The following is a 23,941-nucleotide window of genomic DNA, read 5'->3' as shown; positions in this document are numbered from 1 at the left end:
CTCAGTGGGCTACGGATCCTGGACCTTCAGGGCAGGCGATCCTCAACCCGTGCCTGAGTCTTGCTCCAGTCGATCAACAGGCTATAGGCCACCGCCAGCAATGTCGGGCCGATGAACAGGCCGATAAAGCCAAAGGCAATCAATCCGCCAAACACCCCAAGCAGCACAATGACCAGCGGCAGGTTACCGCCACGGCTGATCAGGTACGGCTTGAGCACGTTGTCGACACCGCTGATGACGAATGTGCCCCAGATGCCGAGGAATATGGCCATCCCGTACTCGCCTTTCCAGGCCAGCCACGCGGTCGCCGGAATCCACACCAGCGGCGGTCCCATCGGGATCAGGCTGAGCATGAAGGTGACAATGCCGAGTACCAGCGCACCCGGTACGCCGGCAATCAGGAACCCGATCAGCGCCAGGATCGCCTGGGCCGCCGCTGTGCCAATCACACCGTTCACCACCCGCTGTACCGTGCCCGCTACCAGTTCAATGTAGTAGCCGGCCCGTTGACCGATCAGCCGCTCCAGCAAAGTGTGTACAAACGCCGCCAGACGCGGCCCGTCACGATAGAAAAAGAACACGAAAACCATGCTCAGGGTCAGTTCGAGAATACCGCCGCCGATCTGCGCGCTGCGCGCCAGCAACCAGTTACCCACCTGCCCCAGATAAGGCTTGAGCGCCACCATCATCGCCGCGCCCTGCTCATCGATGCTGTTCCAGATCCCGACCAACCGCTCGCCCACCAAGGGAATCGAACCCAGCCAGACCGGTGCTTCGGGTAACCCCTCGACCTGCGCATCCTTGATGAATGCGGTGGCATCACGCACATGATCGGCAAGGTTGAAACCCAGCCACACCAGCGGTGCCGCGACCAGCAACATCCAGCCCAGTGTCAGCAATGCCGCCGCCAGAGACTCGCGGCCATTGAGCCAACGGGTCAGCAAGCGCATCAGCGGCCAACTGGCAAATGCCAGGACTGCGGCCCAGAACATCGCCGACCAGAACGGTGCCATCACCCAGAAGCTCGCGCCGAACAGCACCACGAGCAGGATCTGCACCAACAGGCGATCGTTATTGATCATCGAAAATCCCGAAAATATCAGTCAGCAAAAGAGTAGACGAACGCAGTATGCACGCTCGCCCGGTACAGCCTACCGCAATAGCTCGATGTGCAGGCCAGAGCCCTCGGCACTGCCGGCTTCCATCCGCGCGGCACGCACGCCCTGGGCAATCAGGGCCTGACGCCAGGCTTCGGCGTTCGCTCCGGAAATACTGACCCGCAAGGTGGTGTCCAGATTCAGTCCGCGGGAAATCAGGCGCAGCCAGGTCTCGTCAGGTGCGCCGCTCAACGTGGAAAAATCCAGTTCGCCGGTGCTCTTGAGTTCACGCAGCAAAGTCGCGGAGGTCGGCAACAACTCACCCAGCGGTGCCGTAGCGTCGAACTGCTCGACATGCAGGTAGGCTTTGCGATTGCCGCGGGTGATGCTGTACAGCGCGACGAGCGTGTTGTCCCGTGGCGCGGCAAGTCGCAGCAGCAAATAGGCTTGTTGATCATCGGCGCCGTACAGCTTGGCGTTGCCGAAGACTTCATTGGCCCAGAGGCTGCTTTCGCCGCAATCGCGCGCCTGGCACCAAAAGAGCAACCCGGCGTCCTGTTTTTGCAAAGCCTCGCGGGCCGCGGTGAACGCCTCGATGGATGAATGCTCCGCTGGCAACTCGTAGGTCACCGAAGTGACGTTGCCGCGGGCACTGACCTGACCGTCGAAACGTAACAGGCCACTGATCTTGCGGATCGAGCCCAAGGGGTAGATCCGCTCCAGTTCGGCGGCAGGGCGATAGTCGACAATCTGGGCGTCGACCATACGCGGCACTATCGGCAGGTCCTGACTGCCCGGAAGATCGGCGGCGAACAACAAGGGACTGAAACTGCACAGCACCAGCAAACTGAATGAACGCATGGATAGACTCATCGGATCAGCATGGCCTGGGCGCCCTTGATGACACTGGCTTCATCGGCGCGTTGCGGTACCTGCAGACCACGCTGCACCGCCGGCCGGGCCTCCAGGGTGGCCATCCAGCGTTGCAACGCCGTCAAGCCCTCCACCGAGACGCCCGACCACTCGTAACCGCGCACCCAGGGAAAGGTGGCGATGTCGGCAATGCTGTATTCGCCGGCGAGGAACTCCACGCGTTGCAAACGCGTGTCGAGCACTTCGTAGAGGCGACGGGTTTCATGCTGATAGCGGTCGATGGCGCCCTGGAGTTTTTCCGGAAAGTAGCGAAAGAACACATTCGCCTGGCCCTGCATCGGGCCGATGCCACCCATCTGGAACATCAGCCACTGCAACACCAGCGAACGTCCCTTCGGGTCGCTCGGCATCAGTTTGCCGGTCTGTTCTGCGAGGTAAATCAGGATGGCGCCGGACTCGAACACGGCGAAATCGCCGTTGGCGCGGTCGACAATCGCCGGAATCCGGCCATTGGGGTTGATCTTGAGGAAGTCCGCAGACTTCTGCTCCTTCTTGTCGAAACTCAAGGCATGCACCCTGTAGGGCAGGCCGAGTTCCTCGAGCACGATAGAGACCTTGTGGCCATTCGGGGTCGCAGCGGTGTAGAGATCTATCATGGTTGTCTCCCTTTTCAACCCGCCAAGCCTCGACAGTTGCCCGGCGCAAGTCAAGGAATGGCGAAAAACCGATTGAAACAGTCTGCGACAAGATCGGCACCGGACTCGTCATTCAGGTGCAAATGGTGGCCGCCTGGCAGTTGTTCCCGGCTAAAGGGTAGACGCTCCAGCAACTCGGGGTGTTTGGCGAGCATGCCGTCGGCAGCGACCACCAGCGTTGCAGGACATGTGACCCGCTGGACGAAGGCCATGGCCTGCTCGGTGGTCAGGCGCAGCGGCGATGGCAGCGTGAGGCGATTGTCGGTGCGCCAGGTATAACCACCCGATACCGGCATCAGACCACGCTGTGCCAGCAGTTCCGCGGCCTCGCGGCTGACCGCCACCAGGCCCTTCATGCGCGCTTCAATGGCACGGTCGAGGGTGTCGTAGACCGGTTTGCGCTTCTCCCGCAGATCCAGTTGCGCCTGCAGGGCCATGCCCATCCGCTCGGCAGCGTTTTCACCTTTGTCTGTAGGAGGAATGATGCCGTCGATCAACGCCAGGTGGGTGACCCGCTCGGGCATCGACCCGGCGATGATCAGCGAAGCGATGGCGCCCATCGAATGGCCCATCAGCGCAAACTTCTTCAGTCCAAGCTGTTCGGCGACTTGCAGCACATCGTGGGCATAGTCCCACATGGCGTAACCGGCGCCCGGCGGGCGATGCCCGGAATGACCGTGACCGGCCATGTCCAGCGCGATGATGCGCAGGCCTTTGAGTTTGGGGGCCAGTCGGGCAAAGCTGTTGGCGTTGTCCAGCCAGCCATGCAGGGCAATGACCGGCAAACCGTCTTCAGGACCGAACAGGTGCGCTGCCAGTTCGATGTGCGGCAGGTTCAGGCGGACTTCTTCGACGGCGTGGCTCATGCGCAATCCTGTTGTTGACGACCGCCCCAGCGATGGAACAGGCCTTTGAGCATTTGCGCGGTATCAAGGGGACGCTCGAGCGGAAACATGTGGCCGCCGGGCATGGTCAACGACTCGCCCAACGGCAGGCGGTCGACCGAACTGGCGTGATGGCGCATCACCACGCGGCTGTTGTGCCCGCGAACCACCGCCAGTGGCACTTGCAACTTGCGGGTACTGCCCGGACTGGTGTGCGGCACGCCGCGATAGATGCTGATTTCCGTGGCCGGGTCGAACCGCAGGCGCAGCTTGTCGCCGACCTGGTGCAAGCCATGTTGCAGGTAGGCATCGAAGCATTCGGGGTCGAAACCGCGAAACAGGGTTTTACCGGCAAAGTATTTCCGGGCGCTTTCCAGGTCGGTGAACTCTTCACGGCGACCCAGGGTACGGCCGGCCGGCGTCAGACGGTCGATGAAACCGAAGCGTTTGGCCGCACGAATGACCCATTGATCGGCTCGGGTCAGCACTGGCGAGTCGAGCATCACCACCCCTCGATACAACTCGGGGCAACGCAAGGCCGCATGCAGGTGCAACACCCCACCGAAGGAGTGACCGACGCCCCACACGGGCTCAGCCTGTTGTTGCAGGTGATGGATCAGCTCATCCACCAGGTTGTACCAGTTGTCGTCCGCCGGGTAACGCGGGTCGTGGGCGTGCTGCTCCAGATGCGTCACCTGAAACTCCGGTGCCAACGCCGCAAACAACTTGCCGTAGGTCCCCGAAGGAAAACCATTGGCGTGGGCGAAAAAGATCTGTTGCGACATACCTGCAAATCCATGAGCGAAAACAGACGTTGATTGTCCGTAAGACCGTGTCCTACAGCAATGACCATAACTACCAGGAATGGTGGCAGGAGCTGCCGCAGGCCGCGATCTTTTGATTTCAAACCGTCAACGTAACGGCGGATTCTCACCCAGCGGCACCACCGCCATGGTCAACCGCGACACACAGCTGGCCTTGCCCTCATCGCTGGTCAGCCGAATGTCCCAGACATGGGTCGTGCGACCGATGTGGATCGGTTTGGCCACCGCCGTCACCCGCCCGCTGCGCAGGCCGCGCAAATGGTTGGCGTTGATTTCCAGGCCCACGCAATAGAACTTGCTGGCATCGATGCACAGGTAGCTGGCCATCGAGCCGACCGATTCGGCCAGCACCACCGACGCGCCGCCATGCAGCAAGCCGTAAGGCTGATGGGTACGGTGATCGACGACCATGCTGGCGGTCAGGGACTCATCGTCAAAAGCCTCGAAACGGATGTCCAGCACTTCGCCGATGGTATTTTTCTGGATCGCGTTCAACTGCTCGATGTTCGGGGTGGTGCGCCACAGACTCATCGCAGGGGTTCCTTGTTGGTTTTGTTGGTGGATCAATCCTGCCACAGCACCGCTTCGCTGCGCTCGCTCCATTCTTCAAAACGCTCACCGTACGCCGCCTCGATCACATTGCGCTTGATCTTCAGCGTCGGGGTGAGAAAACCGTTTTCCACGGCCCAACTGTCCTTGACCACCACCAGGCGCCGCAGCTGTTCATGCTTGTCGAGCGCGCCGTTGACCTCTTCCAGCAGCTTTTCCAGGCTCGAATGCAAACCGGCGCGTGCGGCCCCGCCGGCATCCTGTTGGCCGACCGCCGACAACACGCACAACCCCAACGGTGCACTCAAGCCATCACCCACCACGCACACCTGTTCGATACGCGAATGCACGGCCAGGCGGTTTTCAATCGGTGCTGGCGCCACGTATTTGCCTTTGCTGGTCTTGAAGATTTCCTTCAGGCGCCCGGTCAGGCGCAGATTGCCTTCGGCGTCTTGCTCGCCCTTGTCGCCGGTGCGCAGGAAGCCATCCTCGGTAATGGTGTCGGCGGTTTTTTCCGGTTCCTTGAAATAGCCGAGCATGGTCGCGCCACTGCGTACCATGACCTCCCCCGTCTCGGCGATCCGCACTTCAACTTCCGGGCACGGCTTGCCGATCCAGCCCGGTTTGTTCTGGCCTGGCATGCCGATGTGGGAGTAACCGCAACTCTCGGTCATGCCGTAGACCTCCAGCACGTCCAGTCCCAGTTTGCGGTACCACTGCAACAAGGTCTGCGGCACCGGAGCCGCGCCGGACAACGCGATGCGCAACGCATCCAGACCCAGCCCGACGAGGACTTTATGCCCGACCCGTTTGCCGATGATCGGCAGGCCAAGCAGGAAGTCGAGACGTTTTGCCGGGATATTGCTGTACACGCCCATCTGGAATTTGGTCCAGATACGCGGCACGCCAAACAGTGCGGTCGGGCGTGCACGCTGCAGGTCGGTGAGGAAGGTATCGAGGCTCTCGGCGAAAAATACCGTTTGGCCGGTATAAATGGACGCAAGTTCGACGAACATCCGTTCGGCAACGTGGCACAGCGGCAAGTAGGACAACAACCGGTCCGACTCGTTGAGGCCAAACAACGCAGTGCCGCGTGTGGTGGCGAACCCCAGAGTGCCGAAGCTGTGCATCACGCCTTTTGGCATGCCCGTGGTGCCGGAGGTGTAAATGATGGTCGCCAGTTGATCGGCGGCAGGTTTCGGATCGTCCTGGATCGGCGAGCTGCCTTGCAGGTCGGCCCAACTGAAATCGAACGTACCTGGCGGATGCAGGGGCAGGCTGATGGTCGGCAGGTCGGGGCTGACGCCACGGGACATGCCTGGCCAATCATCGAGCTTGCCGATGAACGCCAGCGCCGCCTCCGAGTGTTCGAGCACCTGGGCAACCGACTCGGCGGTGAGGTTGGGGTACAACGGCACCGACACATGCCCGGCCATCCAGATCGCCAGGTCGGCAATGATCCAGTGCGCACAATTCTTCGAGATCAGGGCGATATGGCTGCCCTGTGGCAGTTCCCGCGCTCGCAGCCAGTGGGCGGCACAGCGTGCCTGATGACCGACATCGGCCCAGGTCAGGGTCTCGACCTGGCCGCCGCCGACAGGCTGGACCAGAAAGCGCTGACGGGGATGACGGGCCTCACGCTCGTAGAAAACGTCCAGCGGCAAACGAAAAGCAGCAGACATGACTCGCTCCTGTGTTTTTGTTCTGGAGCAAGCGTAGTCAACCAAGCAAGTGCTTGGTTGACTATTTCATACAAAACTTTTCGGGTTATGACGTACCTGTGGGAGCGTGGCTTGCCCGCGATGCAGGCTCCGCGGTTTATCAGGCATAACCGAGTCGATGCCTTCGCGGGCAAGCCACGCTCCCACAGAAAAGCGGCGCTAAGGATGCTTGATGCTGTCGAGCGTCATCGACCCGACCAGCAATTCATCTGCCTTGAGCTCGGCCAATCCCGCGGTGCTGACCTTTTCCGGCGGATATCCGGCGCCGTGTTGCAGGTAGCTCAGCAAGTTCCCCACCAGCGGGTTGTGGCTGACCAAAAGGACGTTGCTCACGGAAACAAGTTGCTCGGCGACTTTATCCGGGTCGGTTTCCGGGGTCAGCCAATCCACGGTGCGGATCTCGGGCTCGAAACCCAACGCCTCGCGCACCAATTGTGCCGTCTGCTGCGCGCGTAGATAGGGGCTGGCATAGATCGCCGTCAGCGGCTGGCCCATCAAGCGCGCGGCGCTGCTCAACACCTCCTTACGACCGTGGTCCGTCAACTCCCGCTCCGAATCGTGGGGCCGGGAGCCGTGCGGTACAGCTTCACCATGACGCAATACCCAGAGTTTCATAGCTTGGGTTCCTCATCTCGGGCCGGATGCGGTGCCGGTGCCACGACATGCGGCGCCTCACCTTCCGGTGTACGCGGCGTCGGCCAGTCGGCGAACGGCCAAGGCTTCTGGTCGCTGTGAAAGCTGCCGAAACGACCGATCTGCGCCAGAAACTGGCTCAGGCTGTCGCCGAAGTTCATCAGGCTGGCGCTCGGGGCGCCATAGAACAAACGATAGATCAACTGCACCAGCACGACGGCGCCGAGGATGAACTGCGCGACTTGCCACACCAGCACGAAGACGATCATCCACAACACGCGCAGCAGGATGGATTCATACTTGGCTTCTACTTTTGGATCGTTCATGCGCAACTCCCTGCTTTTCTGGCAAGCGTGATTAATTGAAACCACTGGTGGAAATAAAGTCGACGTCGGTTTTCGGCTCGCCACGCATTAACAGACCGATGACCTGCTCCAGCGTGCGGCCTTCGAACAGGATTGCGTGCAGCCCGGCGACCAGCGGCATGTACACACCAACCTCCTGGGCCTTGGCCTTGAGTACCTTAAGGGTGTTGACCCCTTCGGCGACTTCGCCCAGGCGCGTGACGGCCTCGTCCAGGCTCAGGCCCTGGCCGAGGGCGAAGCCGACCTGATAGTTGCGGCTCTTTGGCGAAGAACAGGTCACGATCAAGTCGCCCACACCGGCCAGGCCCAGGAAGGTCATCGGGTTGGCGCCCTGATTCACCGCGAAGCGGGTCATTTCCGCCAGTGCCCGGGTGATCAGCATGCTCTTGGTGTTTTCCCCCATGCCCAGCGCCACCGCCATGCCGGCGATGATTGCGTAGACGTTTTTCAACGCCCCGCCCAGTTCCACGCCGAAACGGTCGGCGCTGGCATAGACACGAAAAGTGCGGCCGTGCAGCGCGGCCTGAACCTGCTGGCACAGTTCTTCGTCTTCACTGGCGACCACCGTGGCCGTCAGCGCATGTTCGGCAATTTCGCGGGCCAGGTTGGGGCCGGACAGGACACCGATGCGTGCCTGCGGGGCGATCTCTTCGAGGATCTCGCTCATCAACTTGAATGTGTGGGCTTCGATGCCTTTGGTCAGGCTCACCAGCATTTTGCCGGTCAAGCGTTCGGCGTGCGGCACCAGCACCGAGCGCAGCGCGCTGGAGGGCAGTGCGACGAAACACAGCTCGCAGGCGTCCAGAGTGGCTTGCAAGTCGGTGACCGGGGTAACACCGGGCAGAATCTTGATGCCTTTGAGGTAACGCGGGTTTTCGCGATTGACCCGAATGGCCTCGGCCTGTTCGGGGTCACGCATCCACTGAAGGACCTGATGCCCGTTCTCGGCCAGCAGATTAGCCACGGCGGTTCCAAAACTTCCGCCTCCCAGGACCGCAATCGGGCGCTGTTCAGTCATATGCAATCCGTTAATCCATACCAGTGGCGATGTCGGCATTATACGGGGCAGCCCATCGGCGGCCAGCCCCGACATCAAATACCTGCACCCGCAGGAAGAAGACCAATAAAACCGAGGAAAATGCAGACATCGTGAATGGAAAAGTCATTCGGCTCGGTTAACATGCGCGCCATCAATCACTGACAGGGATGTGTTGTGTCTCCGGGTGCTCCTTCACCGCGTTCGCCTCTGGTACTGGCGCTGATTTTCAGCTCGCCGGTGCTGGCCGACGACCTGTTTCTGGACAGCGAACCGCTGCCGCAAGTGCTCACGGCCACGCGCCTGAAGCAGTCGCCCGCTGCCGTGCCGGGCAGCATGACGGTGATCGACAGCGCCCTGATCCACGCCAGCGGTGCCCGCGACATCAGCGAACTGCTGCGCCTGGTGCCGGGGATGATGGTCGGCAACATCAGCGGCAACCAGGCGTCGGTGAACTACCACGGCACCAATGCGACGCAAGCGCGACGCATGCAAGTGCTGATCGACGGGCGCTCGGTGTATCGCGCCGGCCTGGCCACCGTCGACTGGAGCGACATTCCGGTGGCCATGGAAGACATCGAGCGCATCGAAGTCTTTCGCGGGCCCAATACCGTCAGCTACGGCGCCAATGCCCTGATGGCGGTGGTGAACATCATTACCCGGCGGCCGGCCGACAGTCACGGTACGCGCATGAAGGTCACCCGGGGCCAACGCGGCATCAACGACTTTTACGCCAGCCAGGGCCTGGGCTGGGAGGATGGTGACATGCGCCTGTCCCTGTCCGGCCAGCAAGACGACGGCTTCGACACCGACCGAACCGGCGCTGATTACCATGACAGTCGTCGCCTCGATCGCTTCAACCTCGCCGTCAGCCAGAGCCTCGACGAACGGCAAAGCCTTGATTGGCAATTGAATGCCAAGGACGGCACCAACCAGCGGCCCTATACCTACCGGCCGGTGTTTCCGGGAATTACCCGCGCCGGCAACGACTCCGACGTCACCGCCAAGGACTACGCCGGGTCATTGCGCTGGAACCTGGACATCAATCCCGATCACAGCCTTTATATCCAGGGCTCGGCCCAACACTGGGATCGCCAGCAAACCTGGCGCGCCTGCGACGCAGAAATCTCGTTCAGCCCGCAATTGACCGAGCTCTGGCAACTGAACCCGAACTACACCGAACGCCTTGCCCGCAACATCACACGCTTCACCGGCCGTGGTGCCCCGGCTGGCACACCCGCCGAGCAGGCGCTGGCCAACCAGGTACTCGATCAATGGCGCAACGGTGCGAACCAGACCGTTTGCGGTGACATCGACCAGAGCACCCGGGAAACGCGCTACGACCTTGAACTGCAGGACACCCTGAGCCTTGCCGATAACCTGCGGCTGGTCAGCGGGATGAACTATCGTTACGACCGGGCGGATTCCGAGACTTATTTCAACGGCACACTCGATGACAAGACTTGGCGGGTGTTTGGCCAGATCGAGTGGCGTGCCAGCGAACACTGGCTGCTGCAAGGCGGTGCCATGTTCGAAGATGCCCGATTGATCGGCAGCTCACTGACACCCCGCGTGGCGGTCAACTACCTGATCAACCCGCGCCACGGCTTGCGTGCGGTGTACTCCGAGGCCATCCGTTCGCCGGACATGTTCGAGAACAACGTCAACTGGAGTTATCAGGTCACCAACCTCAGGCCTGGTGCCTTTGGCCAGTCCAGCGCCCGTTACTTCGTCAAGACCCGTGGCCCCGGCGACCTCGATCAAGAGCACATGCGCTCCCGGGAGCTGGGCTACAACGGCTACTTCCCCGAAGCGGGGCTGGCACTCGACGTGAAGCTGTTCCACGACGAAATCACCGGCATGATCAGTGAACCGCTGCGCAACAATCAGTACATCGCCAGCAACGCCAACAAGGAGCGTTTTTCGGGAGCCGAAACCCAGCTCGACTGGCGTGTCGGCAGCTTCGATCGGCTGCGACTGACCTTTGCCTACGTCGATGCCGACGCCAGCAATCCGCTGGATGCCAGGCAGACTGCAAGCAACAGTGGTTCGGCCGGATGGCTGCGCGATTGGGGCCAGGGCTGGAACAGTGCGCTTTTCTATTATGGCGACGACGCCCTCAACGGCTACCGCTTCGAACGGGTCGATGCGCGCATCGCCAAACGTATCGCCCTGGGCAAGGCCAGCCTGGAGCTGGCCGGGGTGCTCCAGCAACGCCTGGACCATCAGCCGACCACCTTCATCGATAACCATTATGACCAGCGCCATGTGATGTACTTCAGTGCTGAGCTGGAACTTTAAGATGCCGTATCGCCCGGCCTGGAGAACACCGACCTTGGGCCGGTTACTGGCGATGCTTTGCCTGTTGTTCACCGGCATGCTGGGCAGCCAGGCGAGCAATGCGGCCGAGATTTTGCTCACGGGGGCCGAAGACAGCCCCGGTGTGCGGGCGTTTACCCGGGCCCTGAGCGAGTTGCGATCGAACGACAACGTACGATTCCAGGCGCTGGCCAGTTTGCCGGTACCGGAACAACTGCCGGAAAATATCCGCTTGATTCTCCTCGACCTGCCCAGCCTCGACTGGCGCCTGCAGGACGACCAGGGCCCGGCGACACTGGTGCTGCGCATCAGCCGCCTGCAAGCCCGGCAGCGCTTGAACAGCTCGCTGCCGGCGCGCCTTTGCCTGCTGTGGAGCGATCCACCGCCGGACCGCCAGTTACGCCTGACCCGCACCCTGTTGCCCCAAGCCAAGCGCATCGGCGTGCTCTACGACAACCACAGTGAATTCCTCTTGGATGAACTGCGTCAGGCCGCCCTCCCCCTGGGCCTTGAGGTGGTCACCCAACGCTGGAACAACATTCACGACAGCCGCCCGTTACAGACCTTGCTCAAGAACAGCGACGTGTTGCTGGGACTGGACGACGCCGACCTGTACAACCCGCAAACCGCAAAGAACCTGCTGCTGAGCAGCTACTCGCGGCAAATGGCACTGATCGGCCCCAATGCGAGCTTCGTCAAGGCCGGGAGCCTGGCCAGCACCTACAGCGATCAGAGCGACTGGCTGGCGGTCCTCGACGAATTGCTCGACCGGCCACCGGCCACCTGGCCGCGCTCGCACTATCCCCATCGATTCAAGGTCGCGAGCAATCCCCAGGTGGCGCGCTCCCTGGGTATCGAAGAGATAAACGAAGCGTCTGTCGCCACATTGCTGGCTGAAGGAGAACGCCGTCCATGAACCTGCGCCGTCGCTGGGACATCAACACCCGCACCCAACTCATCAGCCTCGGCCCTGCCCTGCTGCTGACCTTGCTGCTGATCAGCTTCTTCACCTTCGTGCGTATCCAGGATCTGCGTCAGGAAATCTCCCACACCGGCCAGTTGATTGCCAACCAACTGGCCCCCGCCGCCGAGTACGGGGTGATTTCGGGCAACAGCGAAGTACTTGAAACCTTGCTCAAGGCGACGCTGGCCACGCCCAACGTGAGCTTTCTGGAAGTCCAGGACAGCGCCAACCGGGTTCTGGTATACGTCGAACAACCGAACGAACACCACAATCGCGCGCAACAGCTCGAAGTGTTCCAGGCACCCATACGGCTCCAGCGAATCGCTTTGCACAATGACTTTTTCCAGAGCAGCAAAACCGCCACTGCCGCCCCCACCGAGGACTACCTCGGCCGGGTGATCGTCGGGCTGTCCAACGATGCCTTCAGCCGGCGCCAGCAGGAAATCGTGCTCAAGGCTGCCATTCTGGCGCTGTTTGCCCTGCTGTTTACCTTCCTCGTGGCCCGACGCCTGGCGAGCAGCCTGTCGCAACCGATCCGTGATATCGGCAATGCCGTCAAGGCGATCCAGGCCGGCGATTACAAAACACCGCTGCCGATTGTCGATGACACTGAGCTGGGGGCACTGTCGCAACACATCAACAACCTCGCCAGCGGCCTCGAACAGGCCAGCCGCGAACAGCATCAGGCCATGGCGCAGTTGATCCAGACCCGCGAAGAGGCGGAAAAAGCCAACAACGCCAAATCCGACTTCCTCGCCATGATGAGCCATGAACTGCGCACGCCGATGAATGGCGTACTGGGCATGCTGCAGTTGCTGGAAACCACCGACATGACCGAAGAGCAGGTGGAGTACGCGGCGCTGGCCTCGGAGTCCACCGAGCACTTGCTCAAGGTCATCAACGACATCCTGGATTTCTCGCGTATCGAACGTTCGGAGCTGGAACTGGAGCACATCCCCTTCAACCTTGCCGACCTGATAGGCAGTTGCGCCCAGTCGTTCCAGCACAGCGCCGCGCAACGCGGTCTCGACCTGCAACTGATGATCCCCGACGACATGCGCGGCTTGCAGGTCAAGGGCGACCCGACGCGTATCCGGCAGATACTGGTCAACCTGGTCGGCAACGCGCTGAAGTTCACCGAGCAGGGCCGCGTCACCCTGGAGGCGCAATGGCAGTCGCTGGATCACGAACTGCTGTGGTTCACCTGCACCGTGCGAGACAGCGGCATCGGCATCCCGGCCGAAAGCCTGGAATTGATGTTCAACGCTTTCCAGCAGGCCGACAGCTCCATTTCAAGGCGCTACGGCGGCACCGGACTGGGCCTGCCGATTGCCCGCACCCTCGCCGAGCGCATGGGCGGCACCTTGCGCGCGCAGAGCGAGGAAGGCCGCGGCTCGGTGTTCACCCTGGAAATTCCCCTGGCCCTGCACCAGCAGACGCAGCCACTGTTGCTCCCCCGCGCGCAAACCGGCAACAGCGACGGCGAAGGGCGCAATGTGCTGCTGGTCGAAGACAATCCGGTCAACCAGACGGTCATCGAAGCCATGTTGCGCAGCCTGGGTTTCAAGGTCAGTGTCGCCGCCGACGGCGCGCAGGCGGTACGCAGTGCCGAGAGCCTGATTTTCGAAGCGATCCTGATGGACTGCCGCTTGCCGATCATCGATGGCTATGAAGCCACCCGGCAAATCCGCCAGTTACCCGGGTGCACCGACCTGCCGATCATCGCCCTGACCGCCAATGCCTTGCAGGGCGATCGCGAGGCCTGTCTGTCGGCTGGGATGAACGATTACCTGGCCAAGCCATTCAAACGGACTGATCTGCAACAAATTCTGCAACGGTGGGTGCAGTAGTACAGGCCTTTCGACCATCTGTGACTGGCGTGAAAGGCGAAAGTGCGGCAGTCTTAGGCACCTCGACAGGCCCGAAAAGGGGCTTGAATAATAATTTCAGTGCACAAGTGTACATTCATGTCCTTGGTGCTGTGACTTTCACCACAACGCAATAGTCTATGAGTAGGCTGCCGGTTCGAGGCATGAACGCTTCGATCGGCCGGGAAGATTTGCCCCACCTGCCGCATGGGACTATTGAGGAGCTCGCATGACCAAACAAAACGCCTTTACCCGGGAAGACCTGCTGCGCTGCAGTCGCGGTGAGCTGTTCGGCCCAGGTAACGCGCAACTGCCCGCCCCGAACATGCTGATGGTTGATCGCATCACCCTGATCAGCGAAGAAGGTGGCAAGTACGGCAAGGGTGAATTGGTCGCCGAGCTGGATATCAATCCGGACCTGTGGTTCTTCGCCTGCCACTTCGAAGGCGATCCGGTGATGCCGGGCTGCCTGGGCCTCGACGCCATGTGGCAACTGGTCGGCTTCTTCCTGGGCTGGCAAGGCCTGCCGGGCCGTGGCCGTGCGCTGGGTTCGGGCGAAGTGAAATTCTTCGGCCAGGTCCTGCCGACCGCCAAGAAAGTCACCTATAACATTCATATCAAGCGCGTCCTCAAGGGCAAGCTGAACCTGGCCATCGCCGACGGTTCGGTCACTGTCGACGGTCGCGAAATCTACACCGCCGAAGGCCTCCGGGTCGGCGTGTTCACCTCCACTGACAACTTCTAAGGGTTATCCGCATGCGCCGCGTCGTTATCACTGGTCTGGGCATCGTTTCTTGCCTGGGCAATGACAAAGAGACCGTCTCCGCTAACCTGCGTGCAAGCCGCCCTGGCATCCGGTTCAACCCGGAATATGCCGAAATGGGTCTGCGTAGCCAGGTTTCCGGCTCCATCGACCTCAACCTTGAAGAACTGATCGATCGCAAGATCTATCGCTTCGTCGGCCATGCGGCAGCTTATGCCTACCTGGCCATGAAAGACGCCATCACCGACTCGGGCCTGACCGAAGAGCAGGTGTCCAACCCGCGTACCGGCCTGATCGCCGGCTCCGGTGGCGCATCGACCCTGAACCAGATGGAAGCGCTGGACATCCTGCGCGAGAAAGGCGTCAAGCGCGTCGGCCCATACCGCGTCACGCGGACCATGAGCAGCACCGTCTCCGCTTGCCTGGCCACTCCGTTCAAGATCAAGGGCCTGAACTACTCCATCGCTTCTGCCTGCGCCACCAGTGCTCACTGCATCGGTACCGCCATGGAACAGATCCAGATGGGCAAGCAGGACATCGTCTTCGCCGGTGGCGGTGAAGAAGAGCACTGGAGCCAGTCGTTCCTGTTCGACGCCATGGGCGCCCTGTCCAGCAAGCGCAACGACACTCCGGAACAGGCCTCCCGTGCCTACGACGCCGACCGTGACGGTTTCGTCATCGCCGGCGGTGGCGGCATGGTCGTGGTCGAAGAGCTGGAACACGCTCTGGCCCGCGGCGCGAAGATCTACGCGGAAATCGTCGGCTACGGCGCGACCTCCGACGGCTACGACATGGTTGCCCCAAGTGGCGAAGGCGCGATCCGCTGCATGCAGCAGGCGCTGTCCACCGTCGATACCCCGATCGACTACCTGAACACCCACGGCACCTCGACTCCGGTCGGCGACGTCGCGGAAATGAAAGGCGTGCGTGAAGTGTTCGGCGACAAGGCTCCGGCCATCAGCTCCACCAAGAGCCTGTCGGGTCACTCCCTGGGCGCCGCCGGCGTTCACGAAGCGATCTACTGCATGCTGATGATGGAAGGCAACTTCATTGCCGGTTCCGCCAACATCGACGAACTGGACCCTGAAGTGGCCGACCTGCCGGTGCTGACCAAGACCCGCGAAAACGCCACCATCAACACCGTGATGAGCAACAGCTTCGGTTTCGGTGGCACCAATGCCACGCTGGTACTGAAGCGCTGGGAAGGCAAGTAATTTCCCGCTGCTGAGCCGTACATGAAAACGCCCCGACTGGTTCGGGGCGTTTTTTTTTCGTCTGAAAACAGGGCACACCACATCCTTGTGGGAGCGGGCTTGCTCGCGAAAGCGGTGTGTCAGCCGACATCCATGTTGAATGTTAAATCGCTTTCGCGAGCAAGCCCGCTCCCACAGGTTTTGCATTCAGCCTGCAGTTTCATCGTCGCAAACATGAAACCTTTGTCATGAAACTCAATGACCTGCGACCGAATGTCGCGTGGTTAGCGGGCTGCAGGACTGTTTCCGTTTTTGCAAAGAACCGTTACCAAAGTCGGTTATTTACTTAGCAAGCTACCAAACTCTATAACAGAAGCCTGCACACGCCTTGCTGCAGATAACAGAGATTGGAGCTAGCAGATGACTGTCAAAGTAACTGAACGCGACGATTCACATAAATCCCACGAGGGTGTAGCCGCCGGCATCCGGATCTGGGACGTGCACCAACAAGACCTGCTGGTCGGTATGTTCCATTCCGAGGCCGACGCGCAAAACTACAGGGCCGAACTGGAAATGCTCGAGCGCAAACGCGAGCTCGCAACCGGTTGAAAACAGACTCCACCACGGTGCGGCCTGCCCTTTCCAGCTGGACAGGCCGCATCCACATCAGACAACCTCGATCAGCGTCAAATGTAGGTCATCTTCGATTGGCACCGAAGGGACACTTTCAACAATCCAGCCCGATTGAAGCCTGACCACCTCGACCTCGCCATCGCCCATTCCGTCATTGCGGATCGAAAACTGCAGCGAAGACGGATGACGCTTGGCATAGTCGAAACTCATGCCGCAGGCGATCAGGAAATCGATTTTCGCCTCGGTCAGCTCAACCTGAACGTCGCGCTCACCTTCTTTGAGACTGTAGTAATCCAGGCACAAGTTGATTGCAAAAGGGCAGCCATTGACGAGGCTATTGATGAACTTCCCTTCATAACCCCCGAAATAACTGTGTTCAGCCCACACGCTGCCGAGCTTCTTCACCCTGATCTCGATTTCCTCGGAAATCTTGAATAGCCAAAAGTCTCCTAGCGAAGCCAGGTGCTTGCCAAAATCGATACCTGATACATGGCGCTTTGGCCACATCGACATCAAAGGAATATCGCCTTCATATTCTTTATTGGTGATCGCCAGCAAGTAATTAATAACATCGTAATAACTCGACTCACCTTCTCCAACCTTGATGAGGGTCGCACAGCTTCCCGCCAGCAATACAATCTTGCCATAGCGTTCCACTGGCAGTTCGGTCATCAATAAAGCTATGCACGCTGGCACTTTCTCCAGATAGGCAGAGTTCAGCTCATGGAGCTCATCTTCATTGCGGACCTCGCGCCAGGGAATGTTCCAGAAGAACTCAGGCAGGGTAAAGAAAACACAAGCGGTCTCGCCATGATCCTCGCGAGCAGCTTTTGCAGCGATCTTGATTTTTCGGCGTACAAGCTCGGCACGAGCGACAAGTTCATCGTCCAGATAATCGTGAATGGATTGCCCAAGCGGTCGCGCCTGTGAAAGCTGCGACTTGAAAGTGGATTGGCGTAACGAAGCGATACTGACAAACATTTATTCCATCCTTGGATACTAAAGTTCATTCCATTTTCTTTCTCAAGACACAAACACCCTTATAAAAAGACATTATTTCCTGGCAAAAGAAAACCCGAAAGATCGTATCGATACAATCTTTCGGGCTCAATGTATAAATCATGCAAAGTACTAGCAAACATGTAAGCCCGCTAGAACATTGAAGCTGTTACCACATCAGGTCATCCGGGATCTTATAGGCCGCGTACGGATCGTCCTCGGCGATGACCTCTTCAGTCTGCACATTGAGCTGCACGATGCGCTGCGGATCACGCTCCTGAATCTTCAGCGCCGCCTCGCGCGGAATCACTTCGTAGCCGCCAGCGTGATGCACGATGGCCAACGATCCGCTGCTGAGCTTGTTGCGCATCAGGGTGTTGACGCAGATGCGCTTGACCTTCTTGTCGTCGACGAAATTGTAGTAATCCTCGGTCGTCAGTTTCGGCAGGCGCGAGACTTCGATCAGTTGCTTGACCTGCGCGGCACGGGCCTTGGCCTCGGCTTTCTCCTGCTGCTGGCGGTTGAGCTCCTGATCGCGCTTGACCTTCTCGGCCATGGCTTCCTGCGCCGCGCGCTGCTGGGAGTCATCCAGCTCGATCTGGCCTTTGTGGGCCAGTCGCTGTTGTTTCTGCTTGTCTTTGCTGACCTGCTTGGCCTGCTTCTGGTTGACCAGCCCTGCTTTGAGCAACTGGTCGCGAAGGGAAATGCTCATGGTGCTTATTACTCACTTGGGCCACGGCTCAACCGCAGCTGGGCAAATTCTTTTCCTGACGTTTGGCTTCGCCCCACAAGGCGTCCAACTCTTCGAGGGTGCAATCTTCCATGGGACGACGGGTATCGCGCAATGCCTGTTCGATAAAACGAAAGCGTCTTTCAAACTTGCCATTGGCACCACGCAGTGCAGTTTCCGGATCAACCTTGAGATGCCGCGCCAGATTGACCACGGAAAACAGCAGGTCGCCGATCTCGTCGGCCACGGCTTCGGGATCGTTTTCGGACATGGCTTCGAGCACTTCATCGAGCTCTTCACGCACTTTATCGAGCACCGGCAAGGCGTCCGGCCAGTCAAAGCCGACCTGCCCCGCGCGTTTCTGCAATTTTGCCGAACGCGACAGCGCCGGCAATGCAGCGGGGACGTCATCGAGCAACGACAACTGTTCGGGTGCCGAAGATTTCTCCGCGCGCTCTTCGGCCTTGATCTCTTCCCAGCGCTGCTTGACCTGCTCTTCGCTCAGGCGCGGAACATCCAGAGGCGCATACAGGTCACCGGTGGGGAACACGTGGGGATGACGGCGGATCAGTTTGCGGGTGATGCTGTCGACTACGCCGACGAATTCGAAGCGCCCTTCTTCGCGAGCCAACTGGCTGTAATACACCACCTGGAACAACAGATCGCCCAGCTCGCCCTGCAAGTGATCGAAGTCACCGCGTTCGATCGCGTCGGCGACTTCGTACGCTTCCTCAAGGGTGTGCGGGACGATGGTGGCGTAAGTTTGCTTGATGTCCCATGGGCAACCGTACTGCGGGTCGCGCAGGCGGTTCATCAGGTGTAGCAAATCTTCAAGTGAATACATCGATCAATCTCTGCCCGCTCTTTGTAGGAGCGAGCTTGCTCGCGAAGAACCTGAGGACGGCGCGTTTAACCTGATTGCTCGCGTCATCGTTAACGTCCATCGCGAGCAAGCTCGCTCCTACATGTCTTATGGTGTCCGGTTACGCCGCGTTTCAATGATGTTCGGCAACTGGGAAATCCGCCCCAGCAACCGCCCCAACGCATCCAGCCCCGGAATCTCGATGGTCAGGGACATCAGCGCGGTGTTGTCCTCCTTGTTCGAGCGGGTGTTGACCGCCAGCACGTTGATCCGCTCGTTGAGCAGCACTTGCGACACATCACGCAGCAAACCGGAACGGTCGTAGGCGCGGATGACGATGTCCACCGGATAGGTGAGCACCGGTACCGGCCCCCAACTGACCTGGATGATCCGCTCCGGCTCGCGCCCGGCCAGTTGAAGCACCGAAGCGCAGTCCTGGCGGTGAATGCTCACGCCACGCCCCTGGGTGATGTAGCCGACGATGGCATCGCCCGGCAATGGCTGGCAGCAGCCGGCCATCTGGGTCATCAGGTTGCCGACGCCCTGGATCTGAATATCCCCGCGCTTGCCCGGTTTGTAGCCCGTGGCTTTGCGCGGAATCAATTCCAGCTGTTCGTTGCCGCGCTCCGGCTCGACCAGTTGCTGCGCCAGGTTGACCAGTTGCGCCAGACGCAAGTCGCCGGCACCGAGGGCGGCGAACAGGTCTTCGGCGGTTTTCATGTTGGCCTTGTCGGCCAGCTTGTCGAAATCCACCGCCGGCAGACCGAGGCGATTGAGCTCACGCTCAAGCAGGGTTTTACCGGCCGCGACGTTCTGATCACGAGCCTGCAGCTTGAACCAGTGAACGATCTTCGCCCGTGCCCGCGACGTGGTGACGTAACCCAGGTTCGGGTTCAGCCAGTCACGGCTCGGAGTGCCGTGCTTGCTGGTGATGATCTCGACCTGTTCACCGGTTTGCAGGCTGTAGTTGAGCGGCACGATGCGCCCGTTGATCTTGGCGCCACGGCAGTTGTGGCCGATTTCGGTGTGTACGCGGTAAGCGAAGTCCAGCGGCGTCGCCCCTTTGGGCAAGTCGATGGCGTGGCCGTCCGGGGTGAAGATATAGACCCGGTCGGGCTCGATATCGACCCGCAGCTGTTCGGCCAGGCCACCGATGTCGCCCAGCTCTTCGTGCCACTCCAGCACCTGACGCAGCCAGGAGATTTTCTCCTCGTAGTGATTGGAACCGGACTTGACGTCGGTGCCCTTGTAGCGCCAGTGCGCGCACACGCCGAGCTCGGCTTCCTCATGCATCGCATGGGTGCGGATCTGCACTTCCAGCACCTTGCCCTCGGGCCCGATCACCGCCGTGTGCAGCGAGCGATAGCCATTTTCCTTGGGGTTGGCGATGTAGTCGTCGAACTCTTTCGGGATGTGCCGCCACAGGGTGTGGACGATGCCGAGCGCGGTGTAGCAGTCGCGCATTTCCGGCACCAGCACACGAACGGCACGCACGTCGTAGATCTGGCTGAACTCCAGGCCTTTGCGCTGCATTTTGCGCCAGATCGAATAGATGTGTTTGGCCCGGCCGCTGATGTCGGCATCGACGCCGGTGGCCTGCAATTCGTTTTTCAGCTGGCTCATCACGTCGCTGATGAAGCGCTCGCGATCCAGTCGCCGCTCATGGAGCAACTTGGCGATCTGCTTGTACTGGTCCGGCTCCAGGTAACGGAAGGACAAGTCTTCCAGTTCCCACTTGATGTGGCCGATACCCAGGCGATGGGCCAGTGGCGCATAAATGTCGAAGACTTCACGGGCCACGCGGTTGCGCTTTTCGTCATCGGCGGTTTTCACCGCACGGATGGCGCACGTGCGTTCGGCCAGCTTGATCAGGGCGACGCGAACGTCATCGACCATGGCCACCAGCATCTTGCGCAGGTTTTCCACCTGGCCCTGGGTGCCAAGCACCAGGGATTTGCGCGGGCTCAGGCTGTCGCTGATCGCGGCCATGCGCAGCACGCCATCGATGAGTTTGGCCACCACCGGACCGAAGCGCTGGCTGACCGCCGGCAACTTGATCTGGCCTTCGCGTACGCCTCGATACAGGATCGCGGCGACCAAAGAGTCCTGGTCGAGTTTGAGATCGGCGAGGATCTCGGCGATCTCAAGTCCGGTACGGAAAGTCGAGTTACCTTCCGACCACAGATTCTGTGCCGCATTGGCTTGTTGTTCGGCCTCGCGAGCGTACTCGCAGGCTTCCTTCAAGGCTTCGCGATCCAGTGCCAGATCGACACTCACCGCGTGATCGAGCCAAGCCTCGAGATTGATACTGCCGTCAGTGTTGATCGGCTGGTGTGCTCTCACCTGTACCATCTTGCTTACCTTCCCTACGACGCAGATTCAATGCGTCAAATCGCTGACCTTCGTTACCTGTGCGCCCACGTCGGGCTCGGTGCGCGGCTGCACGGGCGGGCCAGTCGGACCAGACGAGCGTCCTAGCTCGCTTCAAATAACGCCATGGCCTCGACATGTGCCGTTTGAGGAAACATATCGAGAATCCCGGCACGTTTTAACCGGTAGCCCTGCTTGATCAATTCGACCGTGTCGCGCGCCAGCGTTGCCGGGTTGCATGACACATACACCAACCGCTCGGCGCCCAGGGTCTTGAGCTTGCGCACAACCTCGAAAGCACCGTCACGCGGTGGGTCCAAGAGTACCGCACAAAAGCCTTCGGCGGCCCATTCGGCGTCCGTCAAAGGCTGGGATAAATCGGCCTGAAAAAACTTCGCGTTATGCAGATTGTTGCTAGCCGCATTCGCCGCCGCCCGATCGACCATCACCTGCACACCCTCCACTGCCACCACTTCGCGAGCAGCCTTGGCCAGCGGCAAGGCAAAGTTGCCCAGGCCGCAGAACAGATCGAGTACGCGCTCATCCGCCCTCGGCTTCAACCAGTCCAGCGCCTGGGCAACCATCGCTTCGTTGACGCCAGCGTTGACCTGGATGAAATCTCCCGGCCGATACGCCAGCTCCAGGTCCCACTGTTCAAGACGATAGCCCAGCGACTGGTCAGCCTCGACCGGTTGCGGTTCACCGTCGCCATGCAGCCACAACTGGGCCTCATGGAACGCGCAGAAATCCTTGAGGATGGTCATGTCACTTTCAGACAACGGTGCCATGTGCCGCAGCAAAACCGCCAGCGTCGAGCCGCTGAACAACTCCACGTGCCCCAGTGCCTGAGGTTTGCTCAAGCGCCGCAGCATTTCCGGCAAGCGGGTCATGATCGGTTGCAAGGGCTGTACCAGCACCGGGCAATCATCGATGCCGATGATGTCCTGGCTGCCGGCGGCACGGAAACCGACTTCGAGTTTTTTCGCCTTCATGTCCCAGCGTACCGCCACGCGGGCGCGACGCCGGTAGGCGAACTCCGCACCGCTCAAAGGTGGCGCCCACTCTTCGGGTTCGACGCCCGCGACCTTCGACAACTGCTCGGCGAGCATGCGCTGTTTCAGGGCAAGTTGTTCGTTATGAGGCAGATGCTGCACGCTGCAACCGCCGCAACGGCCGGCATGGGCGCACGGTGCCGGGCGGCGCGATTCGCTGGCCTTGAACACCCGTTCGGTGCGCGCCTCGACCACTTTGCCGTGGGCGCCGAGCACACGCGCTTCAATCTCCTCACCGGCCAATGCGCCGATGACGAACCAGGTGCGACCTTCGAAAAACGCGATGCCGCGACCGTCATTGGCCAGGCGCTCGATAGTCAGGCGCTGCTTTTTGCCGGTCGGGATTTGCGGGGCCTTGCTGCCACCGGTGGGCTGGAAGCGCAGGCCTCTTTCATGCTTGGCCATCAGTTGGGCGCGTCGAAAATGCCGGTCGACAGGTAACGGTCGCCACGGTCGCAGATGATCGCGACGATCACCGCGTTTTCAACTTCTTTGGACAGGCGCAGCATTGCCGCCACGGCACCGCCCGATGACACGCCACAGAAAATGCCTTCTTCGCGGGCCAGCCGACGGGTCACGTCTTCGGCTTCGCTTTGGGCCATGTCGACGATCCGGTCCACGCGGTCAGCCTGGTAGATCTTCGGCAGGTATTCCTGGGGCCAGCGGCGGATGCCCGGGATCGCCGAGCCTTCCATCGGTTGCAGGCCGATGATCTGCACGTTGTCGTTCTGCTCTTTCAAGTAGCGCGACACGCCCATGATGGTCCCGGTGGTGCCCATGGAACTGACGAAATGGGTGATGGTGCCCTCGGTCTGACGCCAGATTTCCGGGCCGGTGGTGGTGTAGTGCGCTTCGGGATTGTCACCGTTGGCGAACTGATCCAGTACCTTGCCGCGACCTTCGGCTTCCATCTTCTGCGCGAGGTCACGGGCGCCTTCCATGCCCTGTTCCTGGCTGACCAGGATCAGCTCGGCGCCATAGGCGGTCATGGCCGCCTTGCGTTCGGCGCTGGAGTTGTCCGGCATGATCAGAATCATCTTGTAACCCTTGATCGCCGCGGCCATGGCCAGGGCGATCCCGGTGTTGCCCGAGGTCGCTTCGATCAGCGTATCGCCGGCGTGGATCTGCCCGCGCAGTTCGGCGCGGGTGATCATCGACAGCGCCGGACGGTCCTTGACCGAACCCGCCGGGTTGTTCCCTTCGAGCTTGAGCAAAAGGGTATTGCTGGTGGCGCCGGGCAGGCGCTGCAAACGGACCAGCGGAGTGTTGCCGACGCAATCGGCGATGGTTGGGTACTGCAAGGTCATGGCGTATTCGCAATCCAGACTGCGGGGGCGCCTATCATACCGGCAAACCTCGGAAGGCCATATCACGCAAAGTGTGGTGCTTATGGTTTATGGGAATAAGCGGCAAGCTTCGAGCTGCAAGCGGTAAGTGGCGGTGCCACTCGGAGCATGAAAAACAGAGGTTGCAGTGGTGGGAGTGAGGGCCTCTTCGCGGGCAAGCCCGCT

Annotated in this window: 22 protein-coding genes; 6 read left to right on the top strand and 16 right to left on the bottom strand. The window is 60.5% G+C overall.

The window, feature by feature from the left end; translation table 11 throughout:
• Positions 1-26: 26 nt before the first annotated feature.
• The 10 genes from BSF40_RS00520 to BSF40_RS00475 form a co-directional block, all read right to left on the bottom strand.
• Positions 27-1,082, bottom strand: a complete 1,056-nt coding sequence (locus BSF40_RS00520) for an AI-2E family transporter (RefSeq protein ID WP_095963715.1) — start codon at positions 1,080-1,082, stop codon at positions 27-29.
• 69 nt (positions 1,083-1,151) lie between these two features.
• A complete protein-coding gene (locus BSF40_RS00515) occupies positions 1,152-1,958 on the bottom strand; it encodes a DUF4892 domain-containing protein (protein ID WP_095963714.1) in 807 nt (268 codons plus the stop codon).
• 8 nt (positions 1,959-1,966) lie between these two features.
• Positions 1,967-2,626: a glutathione S-transferase family protein gene (locus tag BSF40_RS00510; RefSeq protein WP_095963713.1), complete on the bottom strand. Its 660-nt coding sequence runs from the start codon at positions 2,624-2,626 to the stop codon at positions 1,967-1,969.
• A 50-nt stretch (positions 2,627-2,676) separates the two neighbouring features.
• The gene (locus BSF40_RS00505) at positions 2,677-3,531 is read right to left on the bottom strand and encodes an alpha/beta hydrolase (RefSeq protein ID WP_095963712.1); all 855 of its coding nucleotides are present in this window, start codon (positions 3,529-3,531) and stop codon (positions 2,677-2,679) included.
• Positions 3,528-4,334 (bottom strand): alpha/beta fold hydrolase, encoded by an 807-nt coding sequence (locus tag BSF40_RS00500; RefSeq protein ID WP_095963711.1) that lies wholly within the window; start codon positions 4,332-4,334, stop codon positions 3,528-3,530. Before BSF40_RS00500 ends, BSF40_RS00505 begins: the two co-directional genes overlap by 4 nt.
• Positions 4,335-4,460: 126 nt before the next feature.
• Positions 4,461-4,904 carry a hotdog fold thioesterase gene (locus BSF40_RS00495; protein WP_095963710.1) on the bottom strand — a complete coding sequence of 148 codons (444 nt, stop codon included), beginning with the start codon at positions 4,902-4,904 and terminating at the stop codon, positions 4,461-4,463.
• A 32-nt stretch (positions 4,905-4,936) separates the two neighbouring features.
• Positions 4,937-6,604, bottom strand: a complete 1,668-nt coding sequence (locus BSF40_RS00490; RefSeq protein WP_095963709.1) for an AMP-binding protein — start codon at positions 6,602-6,604, stop codon at positions 4,937-4,939.
• A 198-nt stretch (positions 6,605-6,802) separates the two neighbouring features.
• Positions 6,803-7,258 (bottom strand): phosphohistidine phosphatase SixA, encoded by a 456-nt coding sequence (gene sixA, locus BSF40_RS00485; protein WP_095963708.1) that lies wholly within the window; start codon positions 7,256-7,258, stop codon positions 6,803-6,805.
• Positions 7,255-7,602 carry a DUF4389 domain-containing protein gene (locus BSF40_RS00480; RefSeq protein ID WP_007974561.1) on the bottom strand — a complete coding sequence of 116 codons (348 nt, stop codon included), beginning with the start codon at positions 7,600-7,602 and terminating at the stop codon, positions 7,255-7,257. The genes sixA and BSF40_RS00480 overlap by 4 nt, the downstream gene beginning before the upstream one ends.
• Positions 7,603-7,633: 31 nt before the next feature.
• The gene (locus tag BSF40_RS00475) at positions 7,634-8,659 is read right to left on the bottom strand and encodes an NAD(P)H-dependent glycerol-3-phosphate dehydrogenase (protein WP_095963707.1); all 1,026 of its coding nucleotides are present in this window, start codon (positions 8,657-8,659) and stop codon (positions 7,634-7,636) included.
• 195 nt (positions 8,660-8,854) lie between these two features.
• On the opposite strand from BSF40_RS00475, the gene BSF40_RS00470 reads away from it, so the two are divergent.
• The 6 genes from BSF40_RS00470 to BSF40_RS00445 all read left to right on the top strand — a co-directional run bounded on the left by BSF40_RS00470 (position 8,855) and on the right by BSF40_RS00445 (position 16,393).
• Positions 8,855-10,978 carry a TonB-dependent siderophore receptor gene (locus BSF40_RS00470; protein WP_095963706.1) on the top strand — a complete coding sequence of 708 codons (2,124 nt, stop codon included), beginning with the start codon at positions 8,855-8,857 and terminating at the stop codon, positions 10,976-10,978.
• A 1-nt stretch (position 10,979) separates the two neighbouring features.
• Positions 10,980-11,912: an ABC transporter substrate-binding protein gene (locus BSF40_RS00465; RefSeq protein WP_095963705.1), complete on the top strand. Its 933-nt coding sequence runs from the start codon at positions 10,980-10,982 to the stop codon at positions 11,910-11,912.
• Positions 11,909-13,810: an ATP-binding protein gene (locus BSF40_RS00460; RefSeq protein ID WP_015096437.1), complete on the top strand. Its 1,902-nt coding sequence runs from the start codon at positions 11,909-11,911 to the stop codon at positions 13,808-13,810. The genes BSF40_RS00465 and BSF40_RS00460 overlap by 4 nt, the downstream gene beginning before the upstream one ends.
• 247 nt (positions 13,811-14,057) lie before the next feature.
• On the top strand, positions 14,058-14,573 hold the full coding sequence (gene fabA, locus BSF40_RS00455) for a 3-hydroxyacyl-[acyl-carrier-protein] dehydratase FabA (RefSeq protein ID WP_003227150.1): 516 nt from the start codon (positions 14,058-14,060) through the stop codon (positions 14,571-14,573).
• 11 nt (positions 14,574-14,584) lie between these two features.
• Positions 14,585-15,805: a beta-ketoacyl-ACP synthase I gene (fabB, locus tag BSF40_RS00450; RefSeq protein ID WP_015096439.1), complete on the top strand. Its 1,221-nt coding sequence runs from the start codon at positions 14,585-14,587 to the stop codon at positions 15,803-15,805.
• Positions 15,806-16,204: 399 nt separating this feature from the next.
• Entirely contained in the window at positions 16,205-16,393 is a 189-nt protein-coding gene (locus tag BSF40_RS00445) for a hypothetical protein (RefSeq protein ID WP_007974549.1), read from the top strand.
• Between the two features lie 57 nt (positions 16,394-16,450).
• On the opposite strand, the gene BSF40_RS00440 is transcribed toward BSF40_RS00445, so the two are convergent.
• From BSF40_RS00440 to cysM, 6 genes are all read right to left on the bottom strand, one after another.
• Positions 16,451-17,398 (bottom strand): hypothetical protein, encoded by a 948-nt coding sequence (locus BSF40_RS00440; RefSeq protein WP_095963704.1) that lies wholly within the window; start codon positions 17,396-17,398, stop codon positions 16,451-16,453.
• 187 nt (positions 17,399-17,585) lie between these two features.
• Complete coding sequence (locus BSF40_RS00435; protein ID WP_015096441.1) at positions 17,586-18,128, bottom strand: DUF2058 domain-containing protein; 543 nt, start codon at positions 18,126-18,128, stop codon at positions 17,586-17,588.
• Positions 18,129-18,156: 28 nt separating this feature from the next.
• Positions 18,157-18,990, bottom strand: a complete 834-nt coding sequence (gene mazG, locus BSF40_RS00430; RefSeq protein WP_095963703.1) for a nucleoside triphosphate pyrophosphohydrolase — start codon at positions 18,988-18,990, stop codon at positions 18,157-18,159.
• A 126-nt stretch (positions 18,991-19,116) separates the two neighbouring features.
• On the bottom strand, positions 19,117-21,360 hold the full coding sequence (gene relA, locus BSF40_RS00425) for a GTP diphosphokinase (protein WP_015096442.1): 2,244 nt from the start codon (positions 21,358-21,360) through the stop codon (positions 19,117-19,119).
• Positions 21,361-21,482: 122 nt separating this feature from the next.
• On the bottom strand, positions 21,483-22,835 hold the full coding sequence (gene rlmD, locus BSF40_RS00420) for a 23S rRNA (uracil(1939)-C(5))-methyltransferase RlmD (protein WP_095963702.1): 1,353 nt from the start codon (positions 22,833-22,835) through the stop codon (positions 21,483-21,485).
• Positions 22,835-23,737: a cysteine synthase CysM gene (cysM, locus tag BSF40_RS00415; RefSeq protein ID WP_015096444.1), complete on the bottom strand. Its 903-nt coding sequence runs from the start codon at positions 23,735-23,737 to the stop codon at positions 22,835-22,837. Before cysM ends, rlmD begins: the two co-directional genes overlap by 1 nt.
• Positions 23,738-23,941: the final 204 nt, after the last annotated feature.

This window comes from Pseudomonas sp. ACN5, from assembly GCF_002303975.1.
GTDB lineage: Bacteria > Pseudomonadota > Gammaproteobacteria > Pseudomonadales > Pseudomonadaceae > Aquipseudomonas > Aquipseudomonas laurylsulfatiphila.
Note: the sequence above shows the minus strand (reverse complement) of the source record. Positions and strands in the feature narration are given on the sequence as shown.

What these genes read in the sequence shown, in the direction of transcription:
- BSF40_RS00520 (WP_095963715.1), bottom strand. Translation starts at nt 1,082, where the DNA reads ATGATCAATAACGATCGCCTGTTGGTGCAGATCCTGCTCGTGGTGCTG.
- BSF40_RS00515 (WP_095963714.1), bottom strand. Translation starts at nt 1,958, where the DNA reads ATGCGTTCATTCAGTTTGCTGGTGCTGTGCAGTTTCAGTCCCTTGTTG.
- BSF40_RS00510 (WP_095963713.1), bottom strand. Translation starts at nt 2,626, where the DNA reads ATGATAGATCTCTACACCGCTGCGACCCCGAATGGCCACAAGGTCTCT.
- BSF40_RS00505 (WP_095963712.1), bottom strand. Translation starts at nt 3,531, where the DNA reads ATGAGCCACGCCGTCGAAGAAGTCCGCCTGAACCTGCCGCACATCGAA.
- BSF40_RS00500 (WP_095963711.1), bottom strand. Translation starts at nt 4,334, where the DNA reads ATGTCGCAACAGATCTTTTTCGCCCACGCCAATGGTTTTCCTTCGGGG.
- BSF40_RS00495 (WP_095963710.1), bottom strand. Translation starts at nt 4,904, where the DNA reads ATGAGTCTGTGGCGCACCACCCCGAACATCGAGCAGTTGAACGCGATC.
- BSF40_RS00490 (WP_095963709.1), bottom strand. Translation starts at nt 6,604, where the DNA reads ATGTCTGCTGCTTTTCGTTTGCCGCTGGACGTTTTCTACGAGCGTGAG.
- sixA (WP_095963708.1), bottom strand. Translation starts at nt 7,258, where the DNA reads ATGAAACTCTGGGTATTGCGTCATGGTGAAGCTGTACCGCACGGCTCC.
- BSF40_RS00480 (WP_007974561.1), bottom strand. Translation starts at nt 7,602, where the DNA reads ATGAACGATCCAAAAGTAGAAGCCAAGTATGAATCCATCCTGCTGCGC.
- BSF40_RS00475 (WP_095963707.1), bottom strand. Translation starts at nt 8,659, where the DNA reads ATGACTGAACAGCGCCCGATTGCGGTCCTGGGAGGCGGAAGTTTTGGA.
- BSF40_RS00465 (WP_095963705.1), top strand. Translation starts at nt 10,980, where the DNA reads ATGCCGTATCGCCCGGCCTGGAGAACACCGACCTTGGGCCGGTTACTG.
- BSF40_RS00460 (WP_015096437.1), top strand. Translation starts at nt 11,909, where the DNA reads ATGAACCTGCGCCGTCGCTGGGACATCAACACCCGCACCCAACTCATC.
- fabA (WP_003227150.1), top strand. Translation starts at nt 14,058, where the DNA reads ATGACCAAACAAAACGCCTTTACCCGGGAAGACCTGCTGCGCTGCAGT.
- fabB (WP_015096439.1), top strand. Translation starts at nt 14,585, where the DNA reads ATGCGCCGCGTCGTTATCACTGGTCTGGGCATCGTTTCTTGCCTGGGC.
- BSF40_RS00445 (WP_007974549.1), top strand. Translation starts at nt 16,205, where the DNA reads ATGACTGTCAAAGTAACTGAACGCGACGATTCACATAAATCCCACGAG.
- BSF40_RS00440 (WP_095963704.1), bottom strand. Translation starts at nt 17,398, where the DNA reads ATGTTTGTCAGTATCGCTTCGTTACGCCAATCCACTTTCAAGTCGCAG.
- BSF40_RS00435 (WP_015096441.1), bottom strand. Translation starts at nt 18,128, where the DNA reads ATGAGCATTTCCCTTCGCGACCAGTTGCTCAAAGCAGGGCTGGTCAAC.
- mazG (WP_095963703.1), bottom strand. Translation starts at nt 18,990, where the DNA reads ATGTATTCACTTGAAGATTTGCTACACCTGATGAACCGCCTGCGCGAC.
- relA (WP_015096442.1), bottom strand. Translation starts at nt 21,360, where the DNA reads ATGGTACAGGTGAGAGCACACCAGCCGATCAACACTGACGGCAGTATC.
- rlmD (WP_095963702.1), bottom strand. Translation starts at nt 22,835, where the DNA reads ATGGCCAAGCATGAAAGAGGCCTGCGCTTCCAGCCCACCGGTGGCAGC.
- cysM (WP_015096444.1), bottom strand. Translation starts at nt 23,737, where the DNA reads ATGACCTTGCAGTACCCAACCATCGCCGATTGCGTCGGCAACACTCCG.